This is a genomic window from Cellulomonas sp. P2_F12, assembly GCF_056403775.1.
Genome location: NZ_JBFUEV010000001.1, coordinates 41,023 through 58,129 on the forward strand (window position 1 = coordinate 41,023; position 17,107 = coordinate 58,129).

General features: G+C 73.1%; 13 protein-coding genes. 3 read left to right on the forward strand and 10 right to left on the reverse strand.

The window, feature by feature from the left end; translation table 11 throughout:
• Positions 1-61: 61 nt before the first annotated feature.
• Both AC1DWH_RS00180 and AC1DWH_RS00185 read right to left on the reverse strand, forming a co-directional pair.
• The gene (locus tag AC1DWH_RS00180) at positions 62-4,414 is read right to left on the reverse strand and encodes an nSTAND1 domain-containing NTPase (RefSeq protein WP_477091959.1); all 4,353 of its coding nucleotides are present in this window, start codon (positions 4,412-4,414) and stop codon (positions 62-64) included.
• A gap of 79 nt (positions 4,415-4,493) precedes the next feature.
• Positions 4,494-5,072, reverse strand: coding sequence for a dienelactone hydrolase family protein (locus tag AC1DWH_RS00185; protein WP_477091960.1), 579 nt, complete (start codon positions 5,070-5,072; stop codon positions 4,494-4,496).
• 89 nt (positions 5,073-5,161) lie between these two features.
• Between AC1DWH_RS00185 and AC1DWH_RS00190 the strand changes: the two genes are divergently transcribed.
• Positions 5,162-5,533, forward strand: a complete 372-nt coding sequence (locus AC1DWH_RS00190; protein ID WP_477091961.1) for a DUF2200 domain-containing protein — start codon at positions 5,162-5,164, stop codon at positions 5,531-5,533.
• A 10-nt stretch (positions 5,534-5,543) separates the two neighbouring features.
• Here AC1DWH_RS00190 and AC1DWH_RS00195 read toward each other — a convergent pair whose 3' ends face one another.
• The 4 genes from AC1DWH_RS00195 to AC1DWH_RS00210 all read right to left on the reverse strand — a co-directional run bounded on the left by AC1DWH_RS00195 (position 5,544) and on the right by AC1DWH_RS00210 (position 10,313).
• Positions 5,544-5,927, reverse strand: coding sequence for a VOC family protein (locus tag AC1DWH_RS00195; protein WP_477091962.1), 384 nt, complete (start codon positions 5,925-5,927; stop codon positions 5,544-5,546).
• A gap of 70 nt (positions 5,928-5,997) precedes the next feature.
• On the reverse strand, positions 5,998-7,104 hold the full coding sequence (gene hpaD, locus AC1DWH_RS00200; protein WP_477091963.1) for a 3,4-dihydroxyphenylacetate 2,3-dioxygenase: 1,107 nt from the start codon (positions 7,102-7,104) through the stop codon (positions 5,998-6,000).
• Position 7,105: 1 nt separating this feature from the next.
• Positions 7,106-8,614 carry a 5-carboxymethyl-2-hydroxymuconate semialdehyde dehydrogenase gene (gene hpaE / locus AC1DWH_RS00205; protein ID WP_477091964.1) on the reverse strand — a complete coding sequence of 503 codons (1,509 nt, stop codon included), beginning with the start codon at positions 8,612-8,614 and terminating at the stop codon, positions 7,106-7,108.
• A gap of 52 nt (positions 8,615-8,666) precedes the next feature.
• Positions 8,667-10,313: a thiamine pyrophosphate-binding protein gene (locus AC1DWH_RS00210; protein WP_477091965.1), complete on the reverse strand. Its 1,647-nt coding sequence runs from the start codon at positions 10,311-10,313 to the stop codon at positions 8,667-8,669.
• 101 nt (positions 10,314-10,414) lie between these two features.
• Here AC1DWH_RS00210 and AC1DWH_RS00215 point away from each other — a divergent pair, with 101 nt between their 5' ends.
• A complete protein-coding gene (locus AC1DWH_RS00215; RefSeq protein ID WP_477091966.1) occupies positions 10,415-12,310 on the forward strand; it encodes an FAD-binding monooxygenase in 1,896 nt (631 codons plus the stop codon).
• Between the two features lie 13 nt (positions 12,311-12,323).
• Here AC1DWH_RS00215 and AC1DWH_RS00220 read toward each other — a convergent pair whose 3' ends face one another.
• Both AC1DWH_RS00220 and AC1DWH_RS00225 read right to left on the reverse strand, forming a co-directional pair.
• Entirely contained in the window at positions 12,324-13,124 is an 801-nt protein-coding gene (locus AC1DWH_RS00220; RefSeq protein WP_477091967.1) for a class I SAM-dependent methyltransferase, read from the reverse strand.
• 26 nt (positions 13,125-13,150) lie between these two features.
• Entirely contained in the window at positions 13,151-14,050 is a 900-nt protein-coding gene (locus AC1DWH_RS00225) for a phenylalanine 4-monooxygenase (protein WP_477091968.1), read from the reverse strand.
• A gap of 96 nt (positions 14,051-14,146) precedes the next feature.
• Here AC1DWH_RS00225 and AC1DWH_RS00230 point away from each other — a divergent pair, with 96 nt between their 5' ends.
• On the forward strand, positions 14,147-15,004 hold the full coding sequence (locus AC1DWH_RS00230; protein WP_477091969.1) for a hypothetical protein: 858 nt from the start codon (positions 14,147-14,149) through the stop codon (positions 15,002-15,004).
• 8 nt (positions 15,005-15,012) lie between these two features.
• On the opposite strand, the gene AC1DWH_RS00235 is transcribed toward AC1DWH_RS00230, so the two are convergent.
• Positions 15,013-16,737 carry a matrixin family metalloprotease gene (locus AC1DWH_RS00235; RefSeq protein ID WP_477091970.1) on the reverse strand — a complete coding sequence of 575 codons (1,725 nt, stop codon included), beginning with the start codon at positions 16,735-16,737 and terminating at the stop codon, positions 15,013-15,015.
• Complete coding sequence (locus AC1DWH_RS00240; protein ID WP_477091971.1) at positions 16,737-17,072, reverse strand: hypothetical protein; 336 nt, start codon at positions 17,070-17,072, stop codon at positions 16,737-16,739. Before AC1DWH_RS00240 ends, AC1DWH_RS00235 begins: the two co-directional genes overlap by 1 nt.
• Positions 17,073-17,107: the final 35 nt, after the last annotated feature.

Here is a 17,107-nt window from a genome sequence, read left to right on the forward strand (position 1 = left end):
TCCACCGTCCGAGGGGTCGGTCACGCAGTGCCCATCACGGCGGTATCGCCGCGGTATCGGGTCACGCGCACGCCGGGCGGTACGGCGTCCCCGGGAGGTAGGCCGCCCACTCCTGCCTGGTCAGCGACCGGCCCGCCAGCGTGCACGCGGCGTCCTTCCAGTGCTGGACGTCCAGGTCCAGGCGCTCGACGCCGGTGCCGGTGCCGACGAACACGAAGCCGTCGGAGGTCGGCGCGAGGGACGCGTCGCCGTCGGTCGCGGGGATGTCCCCGGTGGACCCGAGCGGGCTGAACGTCGTCGCGTCCCAGATCGAGAGCCGGACCTCGTCGTAGCCGTCCAGGCCGAGGAGGAGCCGACCGTCCGCGCTGTACCGCAAGGTCGCGTACTCGGTCCGGCCCCCGGTGGCGACACGCGTGGTCCTGCCGCTGGCGAGATCGCGCGAGAGGATCTCGCCGGTCGACCTCCAGAGCAGCAGGCGGTCGCTGTCGGGCGTGAAGGTCAAGGCGGTGACGTTCGGGTTGTCGGGTCCGGGGGTCTCCGTGACGACCCGCTTGCCCGCCCGCACGTCGTAGACGATGAGCGGCGCCCGGCCGCCGAACCACGTCGCCGCGAGCATCGTGGAGTCGGGCGAGAACGCGATCGCCCGCGGCTTGGGCATGCCCCAGTCCGGGTCGTCCAGATCGGCCAGCGAGTCGGTGAGCACCGGCGCCGAGGTGTCCGACAGGTCCCACACCCGCACCGTGGTCGTGATCGGGAACCCGTCGGGGTGCACCCCCTCCGGCACCGGCGGGTCGGCCATGTCCTGCGTGAACTCCGAGGTGGCGAGGTACCGGCCGTCCGGGGAGACCGCCAGCCAGGACGCGTGCACGTCGTCCCGCGACCACAGGAGGCTCCCGTCCGCCACGGACCACATCCGCAGGTGACCCGTGCGGTCGGCGGCGACGACCGCCGTGCCGTCCGGCGTGACCGCGAGCGCCGAGACGCGTCGGTGCAGCGGAGGGTTGAACGTGCCGTCCGGGTCGGGGTACGGCCCCAGCCACAGGTCCCGCAGGGGGCGCAGCGAGGCCTGGTCGAACACGGTCACCCTGCCGTCGTAGAAGCCGGCCGCCACGACGGTGCCGGGCGGCCCGGCGGACGCCTGGTCGACAGCCCCGGTGGCCACCGCGGCGGCGATGCTGCTCGCGCCGTGCAGGGAGAAGGTGGTGGTGCGCGAGTTCTCGTCGACCGCGACGACGGTGTCCCCGCCGGCCGGCAGGGCCACGAGCCGCACCATGACGCTCGTCGCGGGGACGCGCAGCGCCAGGTGCATGCTGCCGGTCTCGTAGACCTCGACGGAGCCGTCCCGGTAGCCGACGGCGAGCCGGTCGCCGTCGGCGGAGAACGCCACGGCCGTCGGCACCGACAGGCCCGGGACGCTCGTCGAGCCGCCGGTCACCAGGTCGTGGAGCGTCACGGTGCCCAGCTGCGAGGCGACGGCGAGGGTCGCCCCGTCCGGGGAGAGCGCGACGTCGCCGGCCGTGAGGTACGGCCCCGACCAGACGCCGGTGGACAGGTCGACGGCGACTGCGAGCTCCGGAGGGTTGGCGTCCGCGCGCCCGAGGTACTCCATGACGACGACCACCCGGTCACTGTCGGCGCTGAACCGGATGGAGTCGGGCGCCTCCTGGTCCGACCGCGACGCCGGGAGCTCGGGCAGGGGGAGCAGCCGGGGACCCAGCCACGCGCCGCCGCTGCGAGCCCACACCCGCAGCGTGCGGTCGGCCATCGAGACGAGCGTCTGGCCGTCCGGGCTAATCGACAGCCGGTCCTGGCGGAAGAAGTCACCCGTGAACGACCCCGCGACCGGCTCGGCGGGCGCGGCGGCGCCGCTCGTCGCATCGATCCGGACGAGCTCGCGGCCCGACCCGTCGGCCGTGTCGCGCATGACGACGATGGTCCGGCCGTCGTCGACGAACCCCGAGACCCACGGCGTGTGCCACCAGTCGGCGACGGGCGGCCCGAGGCCCATGCTGGTGATCACCCGCCCCGTGCGCGTGTCGACGAGGTACGGGCCGGCGTCACCCTGGCCATCGCTCGGCTGCCCGTCGAGGATCGCCCGCGTGCCGTCGGGGCTGACGGCCGAGTCGTCGAACCGCATCGGGATGAAGACGCCGGAGCTCGCCGAGGTGATGACGTCGCGCCGGGCCAGGACATCGAGGAGATTGCCCTGCAACGACGGTCGGGGGGACATCTCGACGGCCTGCCGGGCGAGCAGGAGGGCGAGGTCGATCCTCGGCTCCGACTGGCTGGCCGACGACAGCCGGTCGCCGCGGGCGTCGGCGGCCGCCGACTCCGCGGCCAGGGCCGAGGCCGCGGCCCGCCGGCCGTTGCCCACGGCGAGCGACCCGCCGAACAGGGAGACGGCCAGCAGCAGGCCGACGGCGACGAGCGCGCCGAGCAGCTGCCGGTTGGCCCGGGTCCGGGCCTGCAGCCGTCGGGCCTGCTCGCGGTGCTCGTCCTGCTCGTGCTCGGCGGAGGCGTCGAGGAATGCCGCCTCCGTCGCGGCGAGGACGGGGTGCGCCCGCGCCCGCCACTCGAGCGCCGTCTGCAGGCGCGCCTCCCGGTAGAGCTCGTCCGTCGGCCGCCCCGCGAGGTCCCAGGCATCGGCCGTGACCTGCAGGTGCGTGAGCGTCCGCTGCCCGTCGACGTCCTCGTCGAGCCACGACCGTAGCCGCGGCCACGCGCGGACGAGGCTCTCGTGCGCGAGCGCGGCGGTGTCCGCATCGGTCGTCACGAGCCTCGACCGCACGAGCAGGTCGAGCAGCCGGGGTGCGTCCTGCGCCGTCTCGAACACCCGGGTGGGGACGCGGACGACGACCGGGTCACCCCCCGGCGCCGCGGCGACGAGCCGGTGCACGACGGCGCGCAGCCCCTCGCGGTCGGCGGCCGGCAGGGACACGTAGAGGCGCTCGGCCGACTGCGCGACCGCGCCGTTGATCCCGCCGCTCGCCGTGTATCCCTCGACGGTCAGGACGGCACCCTCGCGCCGGGTCCAGGTCTCCGCGAGCGCGTGGCCGAGCAGGGGCAGCGCGCCGGGCTCGTCGAGCACGTCCCGCACCAGCAGGTCGACGAGCCCGGGTTCGAGCAGCAGCCCGCTGCGCCGGGCCGGCTCCTCGATCGCACGCCGCAGGGCGGCCTCCGAGAGCGGGCCCAGCAGCAGGACGCCGCGCTCGACGTGCCGCGCAAGTCCCGGGTTGCCGGACATCGACGCGAGGTGGTCCGCGCGGACCGTGACCACGACGGTGCGCCCCGAGTCGACCAGCGTGGTGAGGCCGTCGAGGAACCCGGCCACGTCGGCCTCGACCGTCGGGGCGAACACCTCCTCGAGCTGGTCGACCACGAGCACCGGTGCGTCCTCGGCGGCGACCGCCGCGGCGAGCGTCGCCACCGGTGTCGCGCCCGGCGTGAGCACGACGACCGGCTGTCCCCGTCGGCGGAGCGCGGGCACGAGCCCGGCGCGCACCAGCGACGACTTCCCGGAGCCCGAGGCGCCCACGACCACGAGGAACCGGGACGAGTCCAGGCGCGCCAGACAGTCGGTGATCTCCGCCTCGCGACCGGCGAACAGGTCGGCCTCGTCGGCGTCGAACGACCGGAGCCCGGGGTACGGGCACACGTCCGACGGGCGGGCGGCCGGCGTGCCGGCGCCGTCGAGCGCGGGGTCCTGAGCGAGGATCGCGCGCTCGAGGTCCGCCAGCTCGGCCCCCGGGTCGAGCCCCACCTCCTCGAGGAGCACGGCACGGGCGCGGCGCAGCACGTCGAGGGCCTCGCGCTGACGCCCGGTGCGGTACAGCGCGAGCGCGTACAGCGCCCACCGGTGCTCCCGGGCGCGTGCCCTGCTCACGAGCCGGCGACCGTCGGCGACGGCCTCGGACGCGCGGCCGGCCACCAGCAACGCCTCGACCAGCTCCTCCTCGACCGACTCGCGCACCTCGGAGAGCCGGGCCGCCTCGGCGCGCCCGTCGTCCCAGTCCAGCAGGTCCGCCAGGGCCGGGCCGGACCAGCACGACAGTGCCTGCCCGTACACCGCCACAGCCCTGTTCGCGTCGCCGACCGCGAGGAGCTCGCGCGCCCGTCCGACGTGTCGCTCGAAGTCGGCGACGTCGAGGTCGAGGCCGTCGGGCTCGAGCACGTACCCCGCCGCGGTCGTCCGGATCCGCTCCGGGCCGAGCACGCGGCGCAGCCGCATCACCACGCCCTGGACGACCTTCGGCGCCGACGGCGGGACCGTGTCACCCCAGAGGGCCACCGCGATCTGGTCGACGGTGAGGGGCTCGCCGGCGTGGACCAGGAGCGCCGCGAGGACGACACGGTCGCGGCGCCCGAGAGCACCATCACCCTCGACCTGCGTCGGACCCAGGAGCCGGACCCTCATTCTCGGAGTGTCCGCCCGCCCGATACCGAGGTCAACGGACCTGATACCGCGGCGATACCGGCGAGGCGCCGCGGTGGGGTCAGGCCCCGCGGAGCGCCGAGAAGCCGAGGACGCGCTCGAGGACGAGGTCCGTCTGCGCCGCGTCGAACGTGGCGACCGAGTCGTCGACGAACAGGTGCGTGCTGCCGGGGTAGACGAACACCTCGCCCTCGCCGGCGGCGGCCACCAGCGCGCGGGCGTGGGCCGCCCCGTCCGTGCCGAAGAACTCGTCGTCGCCGTGCCCGTGCACCTGCAGCGGGACGCCGGCCGGCCAGCCGTCGAAGTCGTCGGTGCTGGTGGACGACTCGAGGAAGACCGCGCCACGGGCACCGGGGCGCTCGCGCACCAGCAGGTGGGAGTACACGACGCCCATCGAGATCCCCAGGTAGACCAGATCCGTCGGAAGCCCGTCGGCCGCGCGGCGGGCGCGCGAGGTCATCACGTCCCAGCCCAGGTCGTCCTCCTCGTGGGACATCCCCGCGGGGATGCTGTCGAAGGTGCGGCCTTCGAACAGGTCGGGCGTGTGCACGGTGTGGCCCGCCGTGCGGAGCCGGTCGGCGAGCGAGCGGACCCCGTCGGTGAGCCCGAGGACGTGGTGCAGGAGGAGGATCTCGGCCATCGACCGAGCCTGCCACGCCCTCCCGGCGGGCACACTGGGAGCACGAGCACACGCACGAGCACCGACGACGACGACGGAGGTCGCCCACGATGCCGGGTCACCGGATCTTCGCCATGAGCTTTGCCCGCATCTACCCGCTGTACGTGCAGAAGGTCGAGCGCAAGAACCACGGCAAGGACGAGGTCGACCAGGTCATCACGTGGCTCACGGGCTACGACGGCGCCGGTCTGGACAAGGCGATCGCGGACGAGGTCGACATGGAGACGTTCTTCGCCCAGGCGCCCGCGATGAACCCGAACGCGTCCGCCATCACGGGTCTGATCTGCGGGATCCGCGTCGAGGAGATCGACGACCCCCTGATGCAGAAGATCCGCTACATGGACAAGCTGGTCGACGAGGTCGCGCGGGGCAAGAAGATGGCGTCGATCCTGCGGGGTGTCGGCGCGCCGTCGTCGACGTAGACGAGGGGCACTAGGACGTTCCGTCGTCCTCGAGCCGGCGACCGATCTCCCAGCGCTGGCCCCACGGGTCCACGACGCTGCCCAGACGCCACCCATAGTCCTCGGCGACCTCAGCCTCGGCCGTTGCCCCGGCCGATACTGCGCGAGCCCAGACGGCATCCACGTCGTCGACCAACAGAATCATCCGTGCGGACCGAGAGCCCGCGGTCGCCGGCGAGAGCCGGCCGTGCGACGCACCCTCGCGGGACAGCCACAGCCGTGCTCCGTCGATGTCGAGCTGGACCACTCCACCGTCGGGAACGCTGTGGAGCACGGAGGCGCCGAACGCCGCGCGGTAGAACTCGACCGCAGCGGCGACGTCGGGCACGACGAGATCGGGTTCGACACTGGCCATCGGACCATGATGCTCTCCGCCGGCCAGCGCCATCGAGCGTCCGAGCACGCCGGCGCTACCGCCCGGGCGGTCAGAGCTGGTGGCCGAGCTTGTACTCGCCCTGCTTCCAGCTCGGCAGCTCCTCGGGAGCGTCCCCCTTGCGGGTGTAGGAGAACCCGTCGGCCCCGATGGTCACCTCCATCTCGCTGGAGTCCGTGCGCGCGACGACCGGCTGTGGGACGCCGTCGAGGTCGAGGACGAGCGACGCTTCGGTGTACCAGGAGGGGACCACCGGGTTGCCCCACCAGTCGCGGCGCTGGTTGTCGTGCACGTCCCAGGTGACCACCGGGTTGTCGGGGTCGCCGGTGTAGTAGTCCTGCGTGTAGATCTCGATGCGGTGTCCGTCGGGGTCGCGCAGGTACAGGTAGAAGGCGTTGGACACGCCGTGGCGGCCGGGACCCCGCTCGATCCGGTCCGACATCCGCAGGGCGCCGAGCTTGTCGCAGATCGCCAGGATGTTGTGCTTCTCGTGCGTGGCGAACGCGACGTGGTGCAGGCGCGGGCCGTTCCCGCCGGTCATCGCCGTGTCGTGGACGGTGGGCTTGCGGCGCATCCACGCGGCGTAGGTGGTCCCCGCCTCGTCCTGGATGTCCTCGGTCACCCGGAACCCGAGGTCCTCCAGGTACGCGACGGCCCGGGGCACGTCGGGCGTGACCTGGTTGAAGTGGTCGATGCGCACGAGCGTGCCCGGCGTGTACAGGTCGTAGCGCCACGCGAGCCGCTCGACGTGCTGGACGTCGTGGAAGAACTCGTAGGGGAACCCGAGCGGGTCCTCGACGCGCACCGAGTCGCCGAGGCCCTTGACGAACCCGTCCGCCCGCCGCTCGATCCGGCACCCGAGCTCGCGGTAGAACGCGACGGCCCGGTCGAGGTCCTCCGGTGCTCGGACCCGGTAGGACAGCGCGGCGACCGCGGCGACGGGGCCCGCGCGCAGGACGAGGTTGTGGTGGATGAACTCCTCGTGGCTGCGCAGGTAGACGCACGTGTCGTCCTCCTCGGTCACGACGAGCCCGAGGACGTCGACGTAGAAGTGCCGCGACGCGGCGAGGTCGGTGACGACGAGCTCCATCGACGCGGCGCGCAGGATGTCCGGCGGCGGGGACGACGGCGTCGGGATGGGGTCCGGGGTCGCGCTCACGTCAGTGTCCCTTTCCGAAGGTCGGGTTGTGCGCCTCGCCGAGCGTCACGTGCACGGCCTGCTGGTGGGTGTAGAAGTCGATCGACCGGTAGCCGCCCTCGTGGCCGAGCCCGGAGGCCTTGACGCCGCCGAACGGGGTCCGCAGGTCACGGACGTTGTTGCTGTTGAGCCAGACCATCCCCGACTCGACCGCCTGGGCGAAGGTGTGGGCCCGCCGCAGGTCGTTGGTCCACACGTAGGCGGCGAGCCCGTACTTCACGCCGTTGGCCAGCGCGAGCGCCTCCTCGTCGGTGTCGAACGGCGTGATGGCCACGACCGGGCCGAAGATCTCCTCCTGGAAGATCCGGGCGTCCGGCGGCACGTCGGCGAAGACGGTCGGTGCCACGTAGTTGCCCGTCGGGAAGCCGTCGGGCCGCCCGCCGCCCGCGACGAGGCGACCCTCGGTCCGGCCGATCTCGATGTAGCCCATGACCTTGTCGTAGTGCTCGGGGTGCACGAGGGCGCCGACCTCGGTGCTCGCCAGGTGCGGGGGGCCGACGACGACCCGCCGTGCCTGGGCGGCGTAGCGCTCGACGAACTCGTCGTAGATGTCGCGCTGGACCAGGATCCGGCTGCCCGCCGTGCACCGCTCGCCGTTGAGCGAGAACACCCCGAAGATCGTCGCGTCGATCGCCGCCTCGAGGTCGGCGTCGGCGAACACGACGGCGGGGGACTTGCCCCCGAGCTCCATCGACAGGCCCTTCAGGGCCGGCGCCGCGTTCGCGAAGATGAGCTGCCCGGTCCGGCTCTCGCCCGTGAACGAGATCAGCGGGACGTCCGGGTGCTTGACCAGCGCGTCGCCCGCCTCCTCGCCCAGACCGTGCACGAGGTTGAACACGCCCGTGGGCACGCCCGCCTCCTCGAAGATCCCGGCCCACAGGGACGCCGACAGCGGCGTGAACTCTGCCGGCTTGAGGACGACCGTGTTGCCGGTCGCCAGCGCGGGTCCCAGCTTCCACGACTCGAGCATGAACGGGGTGTTCCACGGCGTGATCAGCCCGGCGACGCCGATCGGCTTGCGGTTGACGTAGTTGAGCTGCCGCCCCGGGACCTTGAAGGCATCGTCGGTCTGGGCGACGACCAGGTCGGCGAAGAACCGGAAGTTCTCGGCGGCGCGGCGGGCCTGGCCCAGGGCCTGGGTGATCGGCAGGCCGGAGTCGAAGCTCTCGAGCTCGGCCAGGCGGGCGTCGCGCGACTCGACGATGTCGGCGACGCGGTGCAGGACCCGGGAGCGCTCGCGCGGCAGCATCCGGGGCCACGGACCGCTCTCGAACGCGTGCCGGGCCGCGGCGACGGCCCGGTCGACGTCCGCCGCCTTGCCCGCGGCGGCCCGCAGGTACGTCTCGTTGGAGACGGGGTCGAGGACCTCGAACGTCGCGCCGTCGGCGGAGTCGACGTGCTCGCCGCCGATGTAGTGCTGGATCCGCTCGGGCAGGTCGGCGGGCAGGTGGCGGGGGGTGGTCTCGCCCATGGGTCGCCTCTCGGGGTGCGGTCGTCTGCTCGTGGCTGGTGCGGGGGCGAGGTCAGCCGCTCGCCCGGGAGACTTCCTCCCAGAAGGGTGCGACCACGGCGCCGGAGATGCGCAGGTCGAGGAGCAGGAACGGGCGCTCGGCGGCCGGTCGGGCGCGCCACTCCGTCAGCGCGTCGAGGTCCTCCACCGACCGGACGGCGACGCCCTGGGCGCCGAGCGCGGTGGCCACGCCGGCGAAGTCGACGTCCGGGATGAGCATCGGCTCCCGGGACAGCCCCTTGCGCGCGTAGAGGTGCACCTCCGCGCTGTACGCCCCGTCGTTCCACACGACCGCGATCCCGCGGCCGCCCGCCACCCGCACCGCCGACTCGAGGTCCGACAGGGCCATGAGCCCGCCGCCGTCGCCGGTCGTCAGGACCACCGTGGCCTCGGGCCGGGCGAGCGCCGCGCCCACGACGCTCGGGAAGCCGAGACCGATCGCCTGGAACGCGGTGCCGACCATGACCATCCGGTCCGGCGCGGCCACCGGCCAGTACATGTTCGACCAGCCGAGGAAGTGGCCGCCGTCCGAGACGACCACCCGGTCCTCGGGCAGCAGCTCGGCGAGGCGAGCGGCCGCGGAGCGCGGGTCTAACCGGCCGTCCTGCGCGATCCCGTCGCCGGGCTCGTGCCGCTGCGCTGCCGTGAGGTCGACGGTCTCCCGCCACCCGCTGGGCACCGCGCCGTCGAGCTCGTCGAGGATCGCCGCCGCCACGACCGCGGCGTCGCCGCGGACGTAGCCGCCGACGTGCGGGTGGGTCGCCGCGGGTGCGACGTCGACCTGGAAGACCCGGCACCCGGGGGCGAAGAGGTCGCCGAACCGCATCGTGAACTGGTTGAGGGAGGCGCCCACGACGACCGCGACGTCGGCCTCGCGGACCAGCGCCATCGCCTCGTCCGCGCCGAACCCGCCGGCGACGCCGAGGTCGAACTCGCTGCGGGGGAAGATCCCGCGCCCGAGCGCCGTCGTCGTCGTCAGCGCCCCGGTCGCGTCGGCGATGGCGCCGAGGGTCTTGCCCGCGTCGGCCACCCAGGCGCCGCGTCCCGCGAGGAGCAGCGGCCGGCGGGCACCGGCGAGGGCCGACGCGATCTCCCGCACGACGCCGTCGGCGAACGCCCCGCGGACGGCGAGGGGTTCGGGCAGGCGGGGGATCGGCGTCTCGGGGACCGGGCCCGTGTCCAGGGTCGCGACGTCGTAGGGGATCGCGAGCACGGTGGGCACCCGGTACGTCAGGGCGTGCTCGACGGCGATGACGGTGGTGGCGGCGGCGTCGGTGCGGCCCACGGTGTAGGTGCGGGCGCCGACGGCCGAGGCCATCGCGATCTGGTCGACGTCCCAGGGTCGCGGTCCGGACGTCGGCTCGTCGCCGACCACGAGGACGAGCGGCACGTGCGCCTGCACGGCCTCGGCGAGGGCCGTGAGGGTGTTGGTGAACCCGGCGCCGTACGTCGTCGTCGCCGCAGCGAGCCTGCCGGAGGACCGGTGGAACGCGTCGGCGGCGACGACCGCGCCGGCCTCGTGCCGGACGGGGATGAAGCGGGCGTCGGTCTGGCACGTCAGGGCGTCGAGGAAGTACGCGTTGCCGTTGCCCATGACCCCGAAGACGTGGTCGACGTGGGCGGCGAGCGTGACGGCGACGTGTGCGGAAACCGTCGGCATGGAGCAGGGCCTCCCGGACCAGGGTCGACCGCGTCGTTGCGGCTCAGGGCGATAGTATACGATCCGTCAACCTCGACATCGACGTCAGGGGAGTCGGTCCCATGCAGTTCCACCACCACGGTTACGTCTCCGGCGACCCGCGCGTCCAGCCCGCGTCAGGCGTCGGCCTCGACCGTCCCGACGAGCTTCCCGACGAGGTGGACGTCCTCGTCGTGGGCACCGGACCGGCCGGCATGATCACCGCCGCGCAGCTGTCGCAGTTCCCGGACATCACCACGCGGATCGTCGACCGACGCGAGGGGCGGCTGGCGATCGGCCAGGCGGACGGGATCCAGCCGCGCAGCGTCGAGACGTTCCAGGCCTTCGGCTTCGCGGGGCGGATCGCGGAGGAGTCCTACCGCGTCATGGAGGTCTGCTTCTGGCACCCGGACCCGGCCGACCCGACGCGGATCGTCCGTGGCGAGCGGACGCCCGACGACCCGTCCGGGATCAGCGAGTTCCCCCACCTGTACGTCAACCAGGCGCGCGTCCTCGACTACTTCGCCGAGTTCATGGCGAACGCCCCGACGCGGATGACGCCCGACTACGGCTACGAGTTCCGCGACCTCGAGATCGCCGACTCCGGCGAGCACCCGGTCACCGTCCGTCTCGTGCGCACGTCGGGTGCGGACGCGGGGAGCGAGAAGACCGTCCGCGCGAGGTACGTGGTCGGAGCCGACGGCGCGCACAGCGGGGTCCGGCGGGCCATCGGCTGCACCGCGATCGGTGGCAGCGCGGCCCACGCGTGGGGGGTGATGGACGTCCTCGCCGTGACCGACTTCCCGGACATCCGCCGCAAGTGCGCGATCCAGTCCGGCTCCGGCGGCAGCATCCTGCTCATCCCTCGCGAGGGCGGCCAGCTGTTCCGCATGTACGTGGACCTCGGCGAGGTCCGGCCGGAGAACCACGACGCGCTGCGCAGCACGACCGTCGAGCAGATCGTCGCCCACGCGAACGCGATCCTGCGCCCGTACACGCTGGACGTGAAGGACGTGGCCTGGCACAGCGTCTACGAGGTCGGCCATCGCGTGACCGACCGGTTCGACGACGTCCCGCTCGAGGAGATCGGCACGCGCACCCCGCGCGTCTTCATCGAGGGCGACGCGTGCCACACCCACAGCGCGAAGGCCGGTCAGGGCATGAACGTGTCCATGCAGGACGGGTTCAACCTCGGGTGGAAGCTCGGCTACGTCCTGTCGGGTCGCAGCCCGGAGAGCCTGCTGGCCACCTACTCCGCCGAGCGCCAGGTCATCGCCCAGAACCTCATCGACTTCGACAAGCAGTGGTCGGCGCTCATGGCGAAGAAGCCGGAGGAGGTCACCGACCCCGCCGAGCTCGCAGACTTCTACGTGCGGACCACGGAGTTCCTCTTCGGGTTCATGACGCAGTACCCGCCGTCGATGCTCGTCGCCGAGGCGGACCACCAGGCGCTCGCCACGGGCTTCCCGGTCGGGAAGCGGTTCAAGGCCGCGCCCGTGGTCCGCGTCGCCGACTCGAACCCCCTGCACCTCGGGCACGGGCACCGCGCCGACGGCCGGTGGCGCGTCTACGCGTTCGCCGACCACGGGGCCGCCGCGCTGACCGCGTGGGCCGACTGGATGGCCGGCTCGCCGGACTCCCCGGTGCTCGCCCACACGCGGGCGGGGGAGGACCTCGACAGCGTCCTCGACATCAAGGTCGTCTACCAGCAGCCGCACGTCGACGTCGACGTCGCCGCCGTGCCCGAGCTCTTCCGGCCGCGCACCGGGCCGTTCGGGCTCGTCGACCACGAGAACGTCTTCGCCACGCACCCGACCGACGACATCTTCGAGCTGCGGGGCGTGGACCGAGCCGGGTGCGTCGTCGTCGTCCGGCCCGACCAGTACGTCGCAGCCGTCCTGCCGCTCGACGCCACGGACGAGCTCGCGGCGTTCTTCCGGCAGCACCTGCTCGTCGTCCGGGACCGGCAACCCGTCTGACCGGGGCGGTCGGTCAGGCCCGCGCCTGCACGAGCCAGACGCTCGCGTCGAGCCGGACCCCGTCCGCCACGGTGTACGGAGCCATCGCCGCCCGGACGTCGGCCAGTGCGCGCGCCTCGGTGTCCTCGTCGGTGCCGTCCAGCGTCCGGCCACCGAGGGATCCCCTCCGGAGGAACGACACCGCGTCCTGGGGCGAGCTCCCGAGACGGAGCGGGATGGTCATGGGTTCCAGCTCGACGGACGTCCACCCCGCCGCCTGCAGCACGGCCCGCACGCGGTCGGGGTCGGCGAGGCCGAACATGCCCGGTCCGCCACCGTTGGTCAGGTCGGGGAGCTCGACGTAGCGCGCGACGGCCGCTCCGGGGACGCACAACCAGGGCTGGTGCGCCGGCGACCGCCAGGACACGAAGGCCAGGCGACCCCCGGGTCGGGTCGCCCGCCGGAGCGTGGTGAACGCCGCGACCGGGTCGGCGAAGAACATCAGACCGAGCCGCGAGAGCACGACGTCGAACGACGACGCCGGGAAGACATGGGTCTGGGCGTCGTCCTCGACGAACGAGACGGTGCTCGTGCCCGCGGCGCTCGTCCGCGCCAGGGCGAGCATGGTGGGCGACACGTCGATACCGGTCACCGTGCCGGGTCGAGCGAGCGCCTCTGCGGCCAGCGTCGTCGTGCCGTACCCGCAGCCCACGTCGAGCACGTCCTCGCCGCGGCGGATCCCCGCCGCGGACAGCAGGGCTCTCTGGAACGGCTCGTACATGCCGTCGTACCGGTCGCGGTGGACCACCCAGTGGTCGGCGCCCCGCTCGTCCATGCGGTCCATCCGTGCCGGGGCAGCGGTCAGCGGGCGGTCAGCGCGGCGTCACGGGCGAGCCGGGCCGGGGTGTCGTCGTCGAAGTCGGCGAAGAAGCCGCCCACCCGGTCGGTGAGCTCGCCCATGCCGTCGCACGCGAACAGGATCGGCTGGTAGTGGGAGATGTCGTACTCCAGCGTGGCCATCGCATGGAAGTCGACCGGCCGGACGTCGGCCCCGCGGAACTCCTCGATCTCGCCGTAGGACGAGAGCAGGCCGGCGCCGTACGCGCGCAGCTCGCCGTGCTCGTACATCACCCCGAACTCGATGGTGAACCAGAAGACGTCGGCCACGTACTGCAGGCCCTCGGGCGTCTCGCACCGTCGCGCGGCCTCCCCGGCACGGCGCTTGACCTCGGCGATCGCGGGGTTGGCGAGCAGATTGCAGTGCCCCACGACCTCGTGGATGATGTCCGGCTCCGGCGTGTACAGCGGTTGCGACGGGTGACGCAGGTACTGGGTGGAGTGGAAGACCCCGTCGGCGAGCGACCCGTAGAACACGTCGAGGGGCACCAGCCCGGCGGCGGGGTGGAGCGTGAACCCGCTGAGCGGACCGAGGCCCGCGCTGACCTCGTCGAGCTGGGGCACGTGGTCCGTCGGCAGGGCGAGCGCCTCCTTGCCCTCGAGGAAGCCGCGGATCGCGAGCCGTTCGTGCTTGGGCGCGAGCTCGCGGCACACGGTGCGCCAGATCGCGTTCTCGGAGTCCGTGTACTCGACGCGCGGCACCGGGTCCCCGGGCTGCCACGCGAGCGCCGGGGCGGCGATCTCGTTGCGGCGGCGGCGGTACTCCGGGTCGTTCGCGCCGGGGTGGTCGTCGGCGAGGTGCACCGTGGCCTTGCCATCCTCGTCCGCGGTGACGGGGGCGTAGAGCTGACCTTCTTCGAACATGCGATCCGTTCTACGCCAGAAGACCGGGCGACGCATCCCCCGAACGTGTCCCCGACGTGCTGGCGAGAACCCCGTCGGTGCGAGCAGGCTGGCCGGGTGACCCGGTCCCGTGACGCTCGACTCCCGGCGGTCGTGGTGCTGGTCGGGTTCCTCCTGGGTGTGGGTGTCGCCGCCTCGGCGATCGCCGACCACCCGGGTGCCGCCGACCGCGACTGGGTCGTGGTCTGGTCCGGCCTGGCGGTCGCGCTGTCCACCAGCTCCGCCGCCGTGTTCGTGCTGGGGCTCCGGCGCTCGGCCGACGTCGCCGACGTCCGCCCGGTGCGGTGGGGTCCGATCCGGGCGCTCGCAGCCGTCACCGTGGCCGTCGTCGCCGTGCTGGCGGTGGCCTCCGTGGTTCTCGACCTGAGCGGCGTCAGCTGGCGCGGGCCGGTGCTCACCGTCTGGGCGGTCGTCGGCTCGACGACCGTCGTGATCGCTCTGCTGGGTGTCCGCGACGCCGTCCTGGCCGTGCCGGCGGGGTCGGTCCTCGGGCGTCGCGTCGACGACTATCTGCGCCTGCGTGAGCTCACGATCGGCCTGCTGCCTCCTCTGGGTGCGCTCATCGCGCTGTCGACGTTCGCCCTCGGGGCCTCCGCGCAGCTCACGCCGCTGCACGGTGCCGCGCCTGTCACGCCCGTCACGGTGCTCACGTTCGGGGTCGTCGGGACGGCCCTGGTCGGCGGCGCGTACGCGGTTCCCCGCCACGCGCTCCGTCTCGAGGCTCGCGCGTTGCTGCGCGTTCTTGCTCCGGTCGGTGGGTCGGACGCCGGCTCGGTCGGCGGCGAGCTGCAGCAACGGCAGGCGACCCAGGCGCAGCTCGGGCTCGACGCCACGCTCCTGGGCGAGCTGCAGACCGGGATCCTCGTCGTCGGGCCGCTGCTCGCTGCGGCCTCGACGCTCCTCCTCGGCGGCTGAGTCGCGCGTCAGGTGTAGTGGCGCCGCAGCGCGGTGATCGCGGGGTCGTCGATGGCCCGGACCCGCCCGCCGACCGGGTTCATCAGGCTCCCCGGGCCGTGGTCGTGCAGGAGCCCGAGCACGTCACCGATCTCGTGCAGGACGACTGCCTGGAGCAGCCCGACGGACCACTCGGCACGCGCGGAGAGGCGGATCCGGCCGCGCACGATGACCGTGCCGGACAACCGGGTGGTCGTGGAGCCGACGACGGAGCCGACGAACGACGGTTCGACGTCGGAGTCGACGAACGAGACGGAGATGTCGGACGGGCCCGCGCCGTCGACGATCTGGAAGTCGAGGTAGCCCGCCGCGCCGACCAGACCGGCGGCCTGCCACTGGAGGAACGCGCTGGTCACGATGTCGACGGCGTCCCTGCCGGCCGGGTCGACGAACGGGGCGAAGCGCGCACCCGACCCGTCGATGGCGACGGTCAGGCCGCCGTGCGCCCAACGCGCGGCAGCATCGGGACCGACCCCGCCCAGCGGGCCGATCTCGCTCAGGCTCGGGATGGGGAAGTCCCGCACAGCGCAGAACCTCCGCCGTCGGGCGAGGAGGGCGGCGATGGCCGTCTGCGCATCGTGCGGGTCGTGACCGAGGCCACCGTCGAGATGGCTCGGCAGCAGCGAACCGAGCGTGCCGTCACCGGTCGCTGCCGCGATCAGCCGACCGAGGGCTTCGGTGTTCTGCACACCGGATGCGCCGAATCTCTGAAGTGCACGTTGGGCTTGGTCTCTCACGCCGGCCGCGGCCGAGCCGACGGGAGCGCCTGCGGTCGTGCCGAGAGCTGCGAGGGCCTGCGGGATCTGTTGCCGTGCATCTGCCGCCGCCCTCGCTGCAGCGACCGCGGCGGCGATCCTTGCGTTGATCTGTTCGACGTCGTGCGAGTCGTCGTCGAGCACGTGCTGCTGTGGGGCATCGAGCTCGACGACCTCGATGCCCCGCAGCGCCCGACTGGAGAACGACAGGAGCGCAGACGAGGCGTCGGTCGCTCCTAGTGCGGCGAGGGCTCGGGCGTGGCTCGCGATGCGGGCTACCGGTTCGGCGACGCGGTTCCACAGGGCCAGTCCCCACTGAAATGCGGCGAGCGTGGCGAGGTCGCGAGCGGCGCCGGCGGCGTCCGGCTGCCCCGCATCGTCACATCGCGCCGCGAGCGTCACCAGAAGGTCGGACAGCAGCGCGTCATAGTCGGCACGCCACGCCGCGGGTGGGGAGTAGGCCTCGAGCACGGCGACGGCGGTCCGCTGCGTCGCGAAGCCCTCCGAGGCGAGGCCGAGGGAGAGCATGAGCTTCTGGAGCGACGTGAGGTTGCGTGCGATGCCGATGACGGCGGCTCCCGGGGCTGCCGCGGCCCGCTGGTAGGCGGGGACGGCCGCGATCGTCTGTGCGGCTGCCTGCTCGCGCCGGCCCGCGTCCACCAGGCGCTGGGCGAGCGTGTGACGGCACTCGGCGAGCCACGTCAGTGCGGTGGCATCGGTCGCACCGGCATCGACCGCGGCCTGCGCCACGCTGACGGCGGCGTCCTGTGCCCGGGCTGCGAGGTCGTCCAGGTGCTGCAGCGAGAGCTGGTTCGCGAGCGTAGACAGAGCGTGCGAGATGCCCGGTCGGTCGGCCGAGGCCGAGGTGGCCTCGGCGAGCAGCTGGGCGATCCGGTCGGCATCGGCCGACGGCTCCAGGGGGCTCGCAGTCTCGGACATCAGGTGTTCGGGTTGGCGTCCGTGGCTTTCACGATGGCCTCGACATGGCCGAGGATCTGCTGGATCGCGTTCCCGGCGGCGACGCCGGAGGGCAGGTTCGTGCGCCGGATCAGCGCGTCGAGGTTGGCCGCGATCGCGTTGACCGTGTCCGCGATCGCAGCGACGGCGGACTCGGTCGCGGTGACCCGGGGTGCGAGGTCCTCGAGCTGGTGGCGTATCGCGAGCGCCTGCGCGTCGATGTCGGTGAGGGTGGCCTCGGCGGTGACGGGATGCTGGGCCGCGAAGAGAGCCCCGGCGGCGGTCGCGATGTCGATGGGCACGTCGTCGGCAGTCATGGGTGTCTCCTGTCAGGGAAACCGTCGATTCAGGA